The 14,393-nt window shown below is 68.4% G+C and carries 11 protein-coding genes and 1 pseudogene; 5 read left to right on the forward strand and 7 right to left on the reverse strand.

Annotation, left to right across the window (positions count from 1 at the left end; all coding sequences use genetic code 11):
• The 5 genes from RMO97_RS12935 to RMO97_RS12955 all read right to left on the reverse strand — a co-directional run.
• Positions 1-1,052 (reverse strand): acyl-CoA dehydrogenase family protein (locus RMO97_RS12935; protein ID WP_310541470.1); only part of this gene is annotated, 1,052 nt, incomplete at its 3' end.
• A 255-nt stretch (positions 1,053-1,307) separates the two neighbouring features.
• Positions 1,308-2,516 (reverse strand): acyl-CoA dehydrogenase family protein, encoded by a 1,209-nt coding sequence (locus RMO97_RS12940; RefSeq protein ID WP_310541471.1) that lies wholly within the window; start codon positions 2,514-2,516, stop codon positions 1,308-1,310.
• A 108-nt stretch (positions 2,517-2,624) separates the two neighbouring features.
• The gene (locus tag RMO97_RS12945; protein ID WP_310541472.1) at positions 2,625-3,842 is read right to left on the reverse strand and encodes an acyl-CoA dehydrogenase family protein; all 1,218 of its coding nucleotides are present in this window, start codon (positions 3,840-3,842) and stop codon (positions 2,625-2,627) included.
• 71 nt (positions 3,843-3,913) lie between these two features.
• Positions 3,914-5,125 (reverse strand): acyl-CoA dehydrogenase family protein, encoded by a 1,212-nt coding sequence (locus RMO97_RS12950; protein WP_310541473.1) that lies wholly within the window; start codon positions 5,123-5,125, stop codon positions 3,914-3,916.
• Between the two features lie 86 nt (positions 5,126-5,211).
• The gene (locus RMO97_RS12955; protein ID WP_310541474.1) at positions 5,212-6,435 is read right to left on the reverse strand and encodes an acyl-CoA dehydrogenase family protein; all 1,224 of its coding nucleotides are present in this window, start codon (positions 6,433-6,435) and stop codon (positions 5,212-5,214) included.
• 747 nt (positions 6,436-7,182) lie between these two features.
• Here RMO97_RS12955 and RMO97_RS12960 point away from each other — a divergent pair.
• Positions 7,183-8,270, forward strand: a pseudogene (locus RMO97_RS12960) (phosphatidylglycerol lysyltransferase domain-containing protein).
• On the opposite strand, the gene RMO97_RS12965 reads toward RMO97_RS12960, so the two are convergent.
• The gene (locus RMO97_RS12965) at positions 8,254-8,445 is read right to left on the reverse strand and encodes a hypothetical protein (RefSeq protein WP_310541475.1); all 192 of its coding nucleotides are present in this window, start codon (positions 8,443-8,445) and stop codon (positions 8,254-8,256) included. The pseudogene RMO97_RS12960 and the gene RMO97_RS12965 overlap by 17 nt on opposite strands.
• A 227-nt stretch (positions 8,446-8,672) precedes the next feature.
• Here RMO97_RS12965 and RMO97_RS12970 point away from each other — a divergent pair, with 227 nt between their 5' ends.
• From RMO97_RS12970 to RMO97_RS12985, 4 genes are read left to right on the forward strand one after another with little or no spacing between them, the layout of a single operon-like run.
• On the forward strand, positions 8,673-11,738 hold the full coding sequence (locus RMO97_RS12970; RefSeq protein WP_409035312.1) for a peptidoglycan-binding protein: 3,066 nt from the start codon (positions 8,673-8,675) through the stop codon (positions 11,736-11,738).
• 26 nt (positions 11,739-11,764) lie between these two features.
• Complete coding sequence (locus tag RMO97_RS12975; RefSeq protein ID WP_310541477.1) at positions 11,765-12,685, forward strand: sulfite exporter TauE/SafE family protein; 921 nt, start codon at positions 11,765-11,767, stop codon at positions 12,683-12,685.
• A complete protein-coding gene (locus tag RMO97_RS12980) occupies positions 12,685-13,467 on the forward strand; it encodes a TIGR02186 family protein (protein ID WP_310541478.1) in 783 nt (260 codons plus the stop codon). Before RMO97_RS12975 ends, RMO97_RS12980 begins: the two co-directional genes overlap by 1 nt.
• Positions 13,468-13,475: 8 nt before the next feature.
• The gene (locus tag RMO97_RS12985) at positions 13,476-13,925 is read left to right on the forward strand and encodes a DUF3429 domain-containing protein (protein WP_310541479.1); all 450 of its coding nucleotides are present in this window, start codon (positions 13,476-13,478) and stop codon (positions 13,923-13,925) included.
• Here RMO97_RS12985 and RMO97_RS12990 read toward each other — a convergent pair.
• On the reverse strand, positions 13,922-14,393 hold a 472-nt coding region (locus RMO97_RS12990; protein WP_409035313.1), incomplete at its 5' end, for a metallophosphoesterase. The two genes, RMO97_RS12985 and RMO97_RS12990, sit on opposite strands and share 4 nt — an antisense overlap.

Raw genomic sequence — 14,393 nt, forward strand, 5'->3', positions numbered from 1 at the left:
TCCAACGTGATCTCGAACGCTTGGACCGCAGCGCCCAGCATCTCGGCCGAGATGCCGGCCCGGGCGCGCTTGAGGTAGAAGCCGGCGTCGTGGGCGTCGGTCATGCCGATGCCGCCGTGCATCTGGACCATCTCGTTGGACACCAGGTGGAAGGTGTCGCCCATCTTGGCCTTGGCGAGGCTGACCAGCTCCGGGACGTCGGGGGTGCCGGCGTCGATCGCCTGGAGGGCGGCTTCGACGGCCGAGCGGGCCAGTTCCAGATCGGTGAACATCTTGGCCGCGCGGTGCTGCAGGGCCTGGAAGGAGCCGATGACCTGGCCGAACTGAACGCGGACCTTGAGGTAGTCCAGGGTCACTTCGAAGGCCTGGACGGCGGCGCCCAGCATTTCGGCTGACAGGGCGGCGCGAACGCGGTCGAGGACCTTTTCCACAACCTCAGCGCCACCGGTCAGGGGCTCGGCGGCCGCGCCCTTGAACTCGATGTTGGCGGCGCCGCGGCTGTCGGCCAGGGCCAGACGGGTGCGGCTGACGCCGGCGTCATCGCCACGGACCAGGTAGAAGCCCACGCCGTCCGGGCCCTTGGCCGAGACGATCAGCACGTCGGCCTTGAAGCCTTCCAGGACGAAGGTCTTCTTGCCGGTGATCTTGCCGCCTTCGAAGGTGGTTTCGACCTTGGCCGGGTTGTGGTGGGCGCCTTCGTCGACGGCGAGCGCGCCGACGGCGGTGCCTTCGGCGATCTTCGGCAGCCACTCGGACTTCTGGGCGTCAGAGCCGCCCAGGGTCAGGGCCGAGGCCGCGCCGACGGCGGAGACCAGCAGCGGGGAGGCGGTGAGCGTGCGGCCCAGCTCTTCCAGGATCAGGCCGATCGACAGGTAACCGAAGTCGGACCCGCCGTATTCCTCGGGGATGATCACCCCGGCCCAGCCCATCTCGGCCATTTCATTCCAGGCGGCGGCATCGTAGCCGACGTCCACACCGCTATCGCGCATCTTGCGGAAGGCGGTGACCGGGCTCTTTTCCTGGGTCCAGCTCTTCGCGGCGTCGCGGAGCATGCTCTGTTCTTCGTTCAGAACGGCCATTTCAAATAATTCCCTATTGAATCTCGAATGTTGGTTTGTCGTTGAAGGCGTCGGTGCGTCCACCCCTACCGCTCATCCCGGCGAAGGCCGGGACCCAGATCCTATGGCTCGGGGCGGGTTCGCCCTGTCGCGGTTCGGACCTGGCCGCCCCCTGACCCCGATCTGGATCCCGGCCTTCGCCGGGACGAGCGGGGTAGGGGGCTTGGCAGGCGTGTCTGCCTCGGCTCCCTAGTTATTCTGCGTCAGGTCGGGCAGGCCCAGGATGCGCTTGGAGATGATGTTGTTCTGCACCTCCTGCGAACCGCCATAGATGGTGGTGGCCTTGCCGCCGAGCCAGCCGCGAACGGCGCCCAGTTCCTCGGCCGAGAAGTCGTCGCCTTCCCAGCCCAGGCCCTGGTGACCCATGATCTCCAGGGTGAGTTCGGCGCGGTCCTGCATCCAGCGGGTGCCGGCGTTCTTCATGATGGAGGTCGCGGCCGAGGGGCCGGAGTTCGACCGGGATTCCATCATCGAGCGCACGGCGGTCTGCTGGAAGGCGCGACCGTCCATCTCGTTCATGATCAGGCGGGTGCGCAGGTCGCTGTCCGACAGTCGGCCGTCTTCGTCGGCGCCCACGTAATCCTTGGCCATCTGCACGATGCCGCGGCCGCCCATGCCGAAGCCGCCGCCACCGGCGCCGGACAGGCCCGAACGCTCATGCTGCAGCAGCCGCTTGGCGATGGTCCAGCCGCCGTTCAGCGGACCGACCAGGTTCTTCTTGTCGGCGATCGCGTCGGTGAAGAAGGTTTCGCAGAAAGGAGAGTTGCCGGCGATCAGAGGAATCGGACGGACTTCGACGCCCGGCTGATGCATCGTGAACAGCACGAAGGAGATGCCTTCATGCTTCTTCGAAGTATCCGTGCGGACCAGGCAGAAGCACCAGTCGGCGAATTGCGCGCCGCTCGTCCAGATCTTCTGGCCGTTGATGACGAACTTGTCGCCCTTGTCTTCAGCCTTGCACTGAAGACTGGCCAGGTCCGAACCGGCGCCCGGCTCGGAGAAGCCCTGGCACCATTGCAGCTCACCCTTCACGATCGGCGGAATGTGTTCCTGCTTCTGCTCTTCCGTGCCGTATTCCAGCAGGGTGGGGCCGAACATCATCACGCCCATGCCGCCGATGGGGTTATAGGCCCCGGCGCGGCCCAGCTCCTGCTGGATCACGCGGGCCTCGGCGCCCGACAGGCCGCCGCCGCCATAGGCCGCGGGCCAGGTGGGAACGCCCCAACCCTTTTCGCCCATGGCCTTGCGCCAGGCTTCCTGTTCCGGGGAGGGCGTCGAGCGCTCTTCCCGCATCATCGGGTTCGGACGGCCCTTGAGGGAGGCGGGGAAATTCGCCGCGATCCACTCCTTGGCCTCTGTGCGCAGGGCGTCCAGGTCGCCGCCGCCAAAGTCTGCCATTTAGAAAGTCTCCTTGAAAATTCAGGTCACTCGAAAACTGAAGCCCTTCTCCCCCGTGGGGGAGAAGGATGTCGGGCGTACGGCCCGACGGATGAGGGGGCAGACGCCCTAGTGCTGCTGGATGTGGTCCGGCAGCCCGAGGATCCGCTTGGAGATGATGTTGTTCTGCACCTCGTTGGAACCTCCATAGATCGAACCCGCCTTGCCGGAAAGCCAGCCGCGCACGGCGGTCAGCTCCTCAGGGGTGAAATCGCCGCCTTCCCAGCCCAGGCCCTGGTGGCCCATGAACTCCAGCGTCAGCTCGGCCCGGTCCTGGGCGACCTTCATGTTGGCGTTCTTCATGATCGAGGTGGCGGCCGACGGACCCGAATTGCTGCGGGATTCCAGGGCCGCGCGGCGCACGGTCAGTTGCAGGGCGCGCTGGTCGATCTCGTTCTGGATGATGCGGGTGCGCAGGTCGCTGTCGGCCAGTCGGCCCTTGGCGTCCTCGCCCACATACTTCTTGGCCACCACGCCCAGGATGTCGGCCTTGGAGCGGTTTCCGCCCTCGCCCTGACGGCCACCCTTGCCCGAACGCTCGTGCTGCAGCAGGCGCTTGGCCACGGTCCAGCCGCCGTTCAGCGGGCCGATCAGGTTTTCCTTGGGCACCTTCACGTCGGTGAAGAAGGTCTCGCAGAACGGCGAGGAGCCGGCGATCAGGCGGATCGGGCGAACCTCGACGCCCGGCTGGTGCATGTCGAAGACCACGAAGGAGATGCCTTCGTGCTTCTTCGCCTGGTCGGTGCGGACCAGGCAGAAGATCATGTCGGCGTATTGGCCGCCGCTCGTCCAGATCTTGCTTCCGTTCACCAGGAAGTGGTCGCCCTTGTCTTCAGCTTTCGTCTGCAGAGCCGCCAGATCAGACCCGGCGCCGGGCTCGCTGAAACCTTGGCACCAGCGCACCTTGCCGGTGACGATGTCGGGGATATACTTCTGCTTCTGTTCTTCAGTGCCGTATTCCAGCAGGGTGGGACCGAACATGCCCACGCCCATGCCGCCGATCGGGTTCACGGCGCCGAGCTTGGCCATCTCCGAGGCCAGCACGCGGGCCTCGCCGGCCGACAGGCCGCCACCGCCATAGGCCGCCGGCCAGGTGGGAACGCCCCAACCCTTGGCGCCCATGCGCTCTTTCCACGTGGCGTAGTCGCCGGTGGGCTTTTCCGGGCTCATCGCCGCGGCCTGCAGGGCCTCGGGATCCTTGCCCAGGGACTTGGGGAAATTCGCCTCGAGCCACTCGCGCGCATCGGCGCGGAAAGCGTCGAGATCAGCGCCTCCGAAATCAGCCATGTAAAATTCTCCCTGAATTCAAATTCTTAGCTATCAGTATAACACAAAATACGCCCAATCGGGAGTCCCCGTTACTTGGGATCCGGTAAGGCCAGCACGCGCTTGGACACCACGTTGAGATTGATCTCCGACGTGCCGCCCTCGATGGAGTTGCCCTTCGAGCGCAGCCAGGCGCGCACGGTGGCCAGTTCATTGCCCTCGAACCCGTCACCTTCCCAGCCCAGGCCGCTGTGGCCCATCGCCTCGACCATCAGCTCGTTGCGGTCCTGGGCGATCTTGGCGCCGGCGTACTTCATGATCGAGGTGGCCGAGGAGGGGCCCTGGTTCGACTTGGCCTCGTCGGCCGCCCGGCGCACGGTCAGCTGGAAGGCGCGGGTCTCCATCAGGTGTTCGGTGATCCGGCGGCGCAGATCGGTGTCGGCCAGCGCGCCGGTGTCGTCGACGCCCACATAGTGCTTGGCCGCCTCGCTGACGGTAATGGTCGCCTGGGCCGCGCCCAGGTTGCCGCCGCCGAGACCGGCCGAGATGTTGTCGCGCTCGAACTGCAGCAGGCGCTTGGCCACCGTCCAGCCGCCGTTCAGCGGGCCGAACAGCTGGTCCTTGGGGACCTTCACGTCGGTGAAGAAGGTCTCGCAGAAGGGCGAGGTGCCGTTGATCAGCCGGATCGGCCGGACCTCGACGCCGGGCGCCGTCATGTCGATCAGCAGGAAGCTGATGCCCTCATGTTTCTTTGAGGTGTCGGTACGCACCAGGCAGAAGCAGCGGTCGGCCAGATTCGCGCCAGACGTCCAAATTTTCGAACCATTCACCAGCCAGTGGTCGCCCTTGTCCTCCGCCCGGGTTTGAAGACTCGCAAGGTCGGAGCCGGAGCCCGGCTCGGAATAGCCCTGGCACCAGCGGACCTCGCCCTTGATGATCCCGGGCAGGTGTTGGGCCTTCAGGTCCTCGGCGCCATACTCGATCAAGGTGGGGCCGAACATCATCACCCCCATGCCGCCGATCGGGTTGCGGGCGCCGATGGCGGCCATTTCCTCGGCCAGCACCCGGGCTTCCGCGCGCGAGAGGCCCCCGCCGCCGTACTGGGCCGGCCAGGTCGGCGTGCCCCAGCCCTTGGCGCCCATGGCCTGGCGCCAGGCCTTGGCGTCCTCGCTCTCGGTCCCGCCCATCTGGGCGGCCAGCTGGGCGGCCGGGTTCTTGCGCAGGGACTCAGGGAAGTTCGCTTCGAGCCAGGCCTTGGCCTCAGCCCGGAACGCGGTGGTGTCTTCGCCGCCGAAATCAGCCATGGGAAAATCGCCTTCTCGAAAAAATCAGTCGTTCAAGTCGAAGAGAGCGCCGCCCTGAAATTGAGCGGCGCCCTTGATGTAGGCGCTTACTTCGGATCGGGAAGGCCCAGCACCCGCTTGGCCACCACATTGATGTTCACCTCGGTCGTGCCGCCCTCGATGGAGTTGCCCTTGGAGCGCAGCCAGCCGTGGGTCGCCGTCAGCTCCCCGGTGGTGAAGGCGTCGCCCTCCCAGCCCAGGCCCTGGTGGCCCATGGACTCCACCATCAGCTCCGACCGCTCCTTGGCGAACTCGGCCGCCGCATACTTGATGATCGAGGTCGCCGCGCTCGGCCCATTGCTGGCCCGCGACTCGGCGGCCGTGCGGCCGATGGTCAGCCGCAGCGAGCGGAAATCCATCTCGTTGCGGGTGATCCGCTGGCGCAGGTCGGTGTCGGCCAGTCTACCGGTGTCATCGGTCCCATTGTAGCTCTTGGCCACCACCGGCAGGTCCGCGGCCGAGCCGCCGGCCCCGCCGCCGCCGCCGAAACCGCCCGAAATGTTCTGCCGCTCGTACTGCAGCAACCGCTTGGCGATCTCCCACCCGCCGTTGGCCTTGCCCACCAGGTTGTCCTTGGGGATCTTCACGTCGTTGAAGAAGGTCTCGCAGAACGGGCTCTCGCCGGAGATCAGCTGGATCGGCCGCGTCTCGACGCCCTCCGTCCGCATGTCGATCAGCACGAAGGAAATCCCCTCATGTTTCTTCGAAGTATCGGTACGCACCAGACAGAAACACCAGTCGGCCTTGTCGGCGTAGCTGGTCCACACCTTTTGTCCATTAATCAGCCAGTGGTCGCCCTTGTCCTCGCAGCGGGTGGCGAGGCTGGCGAGGTCGGAGCCGGCGCCGGGTTCGGAATAGCCCTGGCACCAGCGAATCTCGCCGCGGACGATGGGCGGCAGGAAGGCCTTCTTCTGCGCCTCGGTGCCGTATTCCAGCAGGACGGGTCCCAGCATCCAGATGCCGAAGGCCAGCACGCCGGGGCGATAGCGGCCGGCCGCCAGTTCCTGGTCCAGCACCCGGGCCTCGGCAGGCGTCAGGCCCGCGCCGCCGTACTCCTTGGGCCAGGTGGGCGTGGTCCAGCCCTGGACGCCCATGCGCTGGGTCCACACGGCCTGGGGGTCGGTTCCGCCGGCGAAGGCGCGGCCGCCCCAGACGGCTTCGGGATCGGTCTTGGCCTTGAGGTCGCGCAGCTCGGCCGGATAGTTGGCCTCGAGCCAGGCGCGCACCTCGTTGCGGAACGCGTCGATGTCGCCGCCGCCGAAGTCGGCCATGGAATCCTCCCGAGGTCTCAAGCTGAAGCCGTCGCCACATTAGCGTCGGGCGCCCCAAGAGCAAGGAACGAAACGCTTGTTTGACGCGGCCCAAAGCTCAAAAAATCGGCTATCTAGGCGGCTGGGCTTTCGGGGACGCACGGACCGTAAATGAGATTTTGGCGAGAACTGAAGCCGGCGACCTTCGCGGTCGCCCCGTTCCTTGGCGCGGTCCTGACCCTGGCGGCCGGCGTCATGCTGGTGGCCTCGGCCGCGACGCCTTCGGTCCCCGACCGCTTCCTGCGCCTCTACCAGATGACACCGGCTTATCTGATCGAGGTCAGTCACTTCCTCTCGTCCATCCTGGGTCTGACCCTGGTCATGCTGGCCTTCGGATTGCGCTCCCGGCTCGACGCCGCCTGGGGCGCGACCATAGGGGCCCTGCTGCTGGCCGCTTCGCTGTCGCTGCTGAAGGGATTTGTCTGGGAAGACACGGCGCTGCTGGTTACCTTGGCCTTCGCGCTGCTGCCGTTCCGCGAGGCCTTCCCCCGGACGGCGCGACTTTCGCGCATGGAGATCACTCCGGGCTGGCTGGCCTCGGCCTTCGCCGCCCTGATGGGCGCAGGCCTGCTGGGCCTCTGGTCCTTTGAGCACGCCGACTACGCCGACCAGCCCTTCTGGCGGATGATGGTGGACGCTGACGCCGCCCGATCGATCCGCGCCTGGGCCGGGGCCGCCCTGGCCCTCTTCGCCTTCGGCCTGTGGCGGATGTTGGCGACCGCGGCCACGCCGCCGGTGGTGGGCGAAGCCGATCGCGATTTCCAGCGCGTGCGACACATCCTGGCCAACGCCGAGGTGGCCGAGCCCGGCTCCAACGTCGCCCTGCTGGGGGACAAGCGGTTCCTGTTCTCGGCCAGCGGCGAGAGCTTCCTGATGTTCGGGGTGCGGGGGCGCACCTGGGTCGCGCTCGGGGCCCCGGTCGGCCGCCGCGACGAGCAACTGGAGCTGCTGTGGCGGTTCCGCGAACTGGCCGACGCCCATGCCGCGCGGCCGGGCATCTATGGGATCGGCGCGGATCACCTGCCCGACGTGGTGGAGTTGGGCTTCTCGATCCAGAAGGTGGGGGAGGCCGCCGCCGTGCCCCTCGAGACCTTCCGCATCGAGGGCACCAAGCGCGGAAATCTGCGCCGCGCCTGGCGCAGGGCCGGTGAGGAAGGCGCAACCTTCGAGGTTATCCCGCCCCACAGATCAGCGACCTCGTCCCCACCCTGGCCAAGATATCCGACGCCTGGCTGGCCGAGCATGCCGGCGGCGAGAAGGGGTTCTCCATGGGCGGGTTCTACCCCGGCTATGTCTCGGAGTTCCCGGTGGCCGTGGTCCGGTTCGAGGGCGCCGTGGTGGCCTTCGCCACCCTGTGGACGACGGCGGCCAAGACCTCCTTCTCCATGGACCTGATGCGCTACGGCCCGGCCGCGCCCAAGCGGATCATGGACTATCTGTTCGTGGAGCTGATCGAATGGGGCCGGGCCCAGGGCTACAAGGCCGTGGAGTTCGGCATGGCGCCCCTGGCGGGGCTGGAGGATCGCCCCTTGGCGCCGGTCATGTCCCGGGTCGGCAACCTGTTCTTCGAGCACGCCGAGGAAATCTACAACTTCCAGGGCGTGAGAACCTACAAGGACAAGTACGACCCGCTGTGGCAGCCCCGCTACATCGCCGCCCCGCGCAAGTGGGCCATCCCCCTGCTGCTGGCCGATGTGGGCCTGTTGTCGTCGGGCGGGGTCGCAGGTCTCGCCAAGCGGCCGAAGAAAGCCGAGAGCCCGGAAGCGCCGCCGCAGGCCGTCAGCGCCCCGTCTTGACGCCCAGCAGGTTCACCAAGTGAACCAGTAGGATCAACACCGCCGCCGCCGCTGTCACCATGATCAGCCGGTAGGGAGCCATGCGCACCCCCTTCAGCGGATCGGGCGGCTGGGCGCCGCGCCAGCCGGCGAAGACGGCGATGGCCAGGAAGGCGGCGATCAAGCCGAGGGTCACGGAAAGCGTCATGTGCGACGGCGTAGCGCAGGTGCGATCAACCCGCAAAGCCGATCAGATTCTTGCCTGCTTCTACTTCGCCAGAGCCGTTCCCGCCTGGGTTCCCGGACGATCTGGATCATCCACAGCCAATCGCTCCAGACGCTATATCTTGCGTTAACCTCGCGTTTACACCCCAAGGTTCGGTGGATAGCGTCTGAGGTCAGTCCTGCGGAGAACGATTCGGTATGAGCTCGGGGACGCCATGGAGCGTCAAAGGGATCGACCCAAAAGCCCGGGAGGTCGCCAAGGACCTCGCCCGGCGCTCTGGCATGACTCTGGGTGAATGGCTGAACCGCATGATCCTCGAGGACGAGGGTCCGGAGGAAGTCACTTCGGAAACCTATTTCACGGAGCGCGCCGTCGACGACGCGCCGGCCGCCCGGCCCGAGGCCTTCCTCGACCAGCCGCCCCGGGAGACGTTCTACGAAGCGCCCTTGCGGCACGATGCGCCCCGCGCAGAGACGCCGCGGCCCATGGCCCCGCTCCGTGCGCCGGAGCCCGCCCCACGCTACGAGGCGCCCGAGCACCCCGCCGACGAGATCGGCCGGGTCACCCTGGCGCTGGACCGCCTGACAGACCGCATTGAGCACTCCGAGGGCCGCGCCGGACTGGCGATCAGCGCCGTGGAGCACTCGGTCCGCGACGCCCTGTCCCGCATCGAGATCGCCGAGCGCGAGAACGTCGCCGTGGCGGCCCGCTTCGAGGGCGCTGTGGACGAGGCTCGCACCGAGCAGGCCCGCCTGGCGGAACGCGTGCGGCGCGTGGAGAGCGAAGCCGCCGGCCCGCGCTCGGCCGAGGCGCTGCGCGCCCTGGAGCAGGCGCTCGGCAAGGTCGCCAACCATCTCTACGAAGGCGAGGCCCGCACCCGCGAAACCCTGGGCGCCCTGCGTGAGCGGGTGGATGAGGTCCGGGCCCATGGCGGCGGTGCTGATCCCACCGCCCTTATCGAGGAGGTGGTCAGCCGAGTGGGCGACCGCCTGGCCGACGCGGAGTCGCGCACGGCCGCGGCCATGGAGGGTCTGAAGGACGCCTTTTCCACCGTGGACGGCCGGCTGCGCGCGGTGGAGGGCGGCGCCTCGCCGGCGCTCGACCGGCGCCTGGAACAACTGGCCGCCAATCTCAGCAGCCGGGTCGACGCCGCACGCGGCGAGATCGCCCAGAAGCTCCAGGTCTCCGCGGAAGGCCGCTTCGACCGCATGGAGCGCAAGCTGGCCGAGATGAGCGATCACGTCCGCCTGGCCGAGCAGCGCTCCGCCCAGGCGATCGAGAAAATGGGCCGGGAGGTGCTGACCGTGGCCGACAACCTCAACCGCCGCGTCCAGTCCACCGAACACCGCAGCGCCGACGCGATTGAACAGGTGGGCGGCGAAGTCGCCCGCATCGCCCAGGCGATGGAGAGCAAGCTGGGCCGCACCGACAGCGTCCATGCCGAGGCCCTGGAGCGTCTGGGCGCCGAGATCGGCCGCATCACTGAGAAGCTTTCCGAACGCATCGCCAACGCCGAGCGCCGTTCAGCCCAGGCGATCGACGACGTCGGCGAGCAGGTGGCTCGGGTCACCGAACGCATGAACCAGCGCAGCGAGCGCGCCTCCGACGATCTCGTCGAGCGTATCCGCCAGAGCGAGGAGCGCACCGCCCGCATGCTGGAGGAGGCGCGCGAGAAGATCGATGCGCGCCTGGGCGAGTCTCACCGCCGGCTGTCGGAGCAGGTGGCGGCGGCGCCGATCGTCCGCGCCCCGGCCGTCGTCCCGGAACTTCTCTCTCCCTTCGGTCCCGACCCGTTCCCGAGCTTCGGCCCGGCCGAGGTCGCCGCCGATCCCCTTGCGCGCCAGGCCTTCGCCCCGCCGGAGACCGGACCCGACGCGCCGGACGGTTTCCCGGGCCAGCCTTTCTCCGGCGATCCCGAGCGGCCGGCCTTCGACGCCGAGGACTTCGAAGCCGCCGACGGCTTCGCCCCCATCGGCGAGCACGAGGAAGAGGTCGCCCTCGAGGAGGCCTATGAGCCCCCGGTTAGCTCCAACACCGTCGTGGCTCCGCCCGAGCCCGGTCGCCCGCTGTCCACCCGCGAGGTGATCGAGCAGGCCCGCGCCGCCGCCCGCGCCTCGACGCCGAACGACCCCAAGGGCCGCAAGACCAAGGAGCCCAAGGAGAAGAAGGCCAAGCCGGAAAAGGTCGCCAAGGAACCAGGGACTTCACTGTTCGCCGGCTTCGGCGCCCGGCCTAAGCGCCGGGCCGGCTCCTCTCTGCAGACCGCCCTGCTGGTGGTGGGCGGCGCGGCCTGCCTCAGTCTTGCCACCGCCAGCTTCATGCTGATGGACGGCAAGCCCGGTGGCGCTCCGCCCAAGCGGGTGGCCGATGCGCTGGCCGCCATGAACGCCGGCCAGTCTGAGGAGATCATGGGGGCGGAGGCCGACACGACCCCCTTCGGCGACGGTCCCCGGGTCGCCATCGCGCTCACGCCCCAGCCGATCATGCCTGGCGCCCCGCCCGCGGCGGATCTGGCCCAGCGCTTCGCGACCGCGGCGTCTGCGGTGGAGACCAAGCAGGCTGGCGGGCTCGACCAGCTCAAGGCCGTCGCCAACCAGGGTCACGCCCCCGCCCAGTTCTACCTCGCCAAGCTCTATGAGAGCGGCTCGGGCGGGGTGAAGAAGGACCTCGTCGAGGCGCGCCGCTGGACCGAGCGCGCCGCGGAGGGCGGTGATCCCAAGGCCATGCACAACCTGGGCATCTCCTACATCTCCGGCTCAGGCGGTCCGAAGAATTCCACCACCGCGGCGCAGTGGTTCCGTCGCGCCGCCGACCTTGGCCTGGTGGACAGCCAGTACAATCTCGCCGCCCTCTATGAGCAGGGGCTGGGGGTAAGCCAGAATGCGGCGGAGTCCTACAAGTGGTACTTGGTCGCCGCCCGCACCGGCGACGGGGAGGCCCGCTCCAGCGCTCAGCGCGTGGCTGCCGGCCTGTCGACCGATGCTCGCACCGTGGCCGAACGCGCGGCCGCAGGGTTCCGCGCCAGCACGCCCAATCCCTCTGTCGCCCCGGCTACCGCCCTGGCGGCCGCCCCGGCCTCCCCGACCGTGGTCACCGCCCAACGGGCCCTTTCGCGTCTGGGCTACTATCAGGGCCCGACGGACGGCAGCGCGTCGGGCGCTCTGAAACTTGCCGTCGCCGCCTATCAGCGTGACCAGGGCATGCAGGCCACCGGCCAACTCGACCCTTCGACAGTTTCCAAGCTTTCGGTCTTCACGCGGTGACACGCCAGGCGCCATAAGAGGCGACCTTGGACCTCTATCTTCCCATCGCCGAAGTCTCGGTGAACGCACCGCTCCTGGTGGCGCTGGGGGCCCTCGTCGGCTTCATCTCCGGGCTGTTCGGTATCGGCGGCGGCTTCCTGATGACGCCTGTCCTGGTGCTGATGGGCATCCCGCCGGCGGTGGCTGTGGCCAGCATGGCCAACCACGTGGCGGCCTCCTCGACCTCCAGCGTGATTTCCTACACCCGCAAGCGCGCCGTGGACTTCCGCCTGGGCGGGGTGCTGGCGGGTGGCGGTGTGGTGGGCGCCATCGTGGGCGTGGAACTGTTCCGCTGGCTGCGGCTGCTGGGCCAGGCCGACCTGGTGGTGGCGCTCTCCTATCTGATCTTTCTGGGGGTGATCGGCGGCCTGATGCTGGTGGAGTCCCTGCAGTCGATCCTGCGGCGGCGCAGCGGCCAGCCGCCCAAACCCCGCAAGGACCGTCGCCCGCCCTGGCTCTACGGCCTGCCGCTGAAGATGCGCTTCCCGCGTTCGCGGCTCTATATCAGCGTCATCCCGCCCGTGATGCTCGGGGTCTTCGTGGGCGTGCTCTCGGCGGTCATGGGCGTCGGCGGCGGGTTCATCCTGGTCCCGGCGATGATCTACATCCTGCGCATGCCCGCCGGCGTCGTGGTGGGCACCAGTCTCTTTCAGATCATCATCACCACCTCCCTGACCGGCGTGCTGCAGGCCGGCCGCAACCAGACCGTCGACATCGTCCTGGCCACCCTGCTGCTGGTGGGCGGCGTGCTGGGCGCGCAGCTCGGCGCCAAGGCCTCATCGCGCTTCCGGGCCGAGGAGCTGCGCGCCCTGTTGGCCCTGATCGTCCTGCTGGTTGGCCTGCGCATGGGGCTTGGTCTGTTCTTCACCCCCGACGAGCCCTTCGTGCTGATGACGGGGATGGGCTGATGGCGCTCGAGATTCCCAGTCCCACCGCCCCGCAGCTCACCGCCTCGCCGGCCGCGGTCTCCGCCGCGCTCACCACGACGGAGGTCCGCGTGACCTCCAGCTTCCGGGGGGCCCACATCGTCCTCTATGGCGCGGTCTTCGATCCGACCACCAAGCCCAGCGATGTGGTGGTCATCGTCCGTGGGCCCGAGCACCCGATCCGCATCGCCCGCAAGACCAAGGTGGCCGGGCTCTGGGTCAACAGCCGGCCGGTGGTGTTCCGGGGCGCGCCCGGCTTCTACATGACCGCCTCGACCCGGCCGCTCGAGGATATCGCCGGCTTCGGGACGCTGCGCCGCCTGGGCGCCGGCATCGATCACCTGGCCATCAACGCACCCTTCGAGCAGCGCACCGAGACCCGCTACGGCGTCCGCGACGTCGTGGTCAGCCGCCTGGGGGGGGACTATCTGGACTGGCGGCGCGCCGTCATCCGGCTGAAGGAGGACGCCGGCCTCTACGACGCCGACGACAAGGGGGTCACCTTCGTCGACAAGGACCTGTTCAAGGCCGAGATCGATCTGCCCACCAAGGCGCCGATCGGGACCTACCAAGCCGAGATCATCCTCTTCCAGGACGGGCAGCCGGTCTCGCGAAAGGTCCGAACCCTGACGGTGGAGAAGGCCGGAATCGAGCGGACCCTTTACCTTTTCGCCCATCATAGCCCATGGTTGTACGGCTTGGTGTCGATGGCCCTGGCGCTCGGCGCGGGCTGGGCCGCCTCACTTGTCTTCCGGAGGAACTGACGCCTGTGATGGACGCCGAGGCCTCCGCCCCCAAGCCGATGTGGGTCCTGGCCATGATCGGCCTGGCCGCCTTCCCTGTGTCGGCCAGCCTCTATGCCTATGGCCCGCCGGGCTGGTCGGAACACGCCCTCAGCGTGCTGCTGGCCTGGTCGGCGATCATGCTGGGGTTCCTGGGAGGGATCCGCTGGGGCCTGGAGAGCAGCCGCGAGCAGCCGCGATGGTCCAGGCTGGCCGGCTCGATCATCTCGCCGATCGCGGGCTTTGGCCTGCTGGTCGCCCGCGGCGACCTCCCAACGTCCTGGATCATCACCGGCCTGATGGCCGCCTTCATCATCCAGTGGTTGTTTGATCACTCGGCGCCCGATGTGCCGGCGCGATATCCGCGGCTGATGACGGTCCTGACCCTGGGGGCGTCGGTCTCCCTGGCCATGGCCCTGGAACAGGCGATGGCGCTCTAGTCGCCGACCACGGAGCGCCAGCCTACCGCGTGCACACGGCCGGTCCCCAGGGCGCCGCAAAGCGGGTCGCGGGCGAACAGCCCCGAGAACGCCGGGTCCCGGATGCTCAGTCCCCCGGCATAGGCCCCGAAGGCGGGCGCCACCAGGCGCTCGCCATCGGTCACGAAGCAGCGCCGCCGCACCGTGCCTCGCGAGGCCGTCACCTTGGCGCACGGATGCAGGTGCCCCGCCACCTCGCCCGGCTGCGGGCCCGCCTGGGGCTCGTGCCGAAGCTTCAGGCCCGCCACGGTCAGTTCGTCGGCCACTTCACCGGGCAGGGCCTGGGGGCCGTCAGCGTCGTGGTTGCCGATCACCCAGATCAGGCGGGTGAGGCCGGCCAGGGTCCGAAGCTGCTCGGCGTCGTCGGCCGCCAGCCGTTCCTCCGAGGCGCGGTCATGGAAGGTGTCCCCCAGCAGCACGACGGCGGCG

It is taken from the genome of Phenylobacterium sp., from assembly GCF_031425575.1.
Taxonomy (GTDB): domain Bacteria; phylum Pseudomonadota; class Alphaproteobacteria; order Caulobacterales; family Caulobacteraceae; genus Phenylobacterium.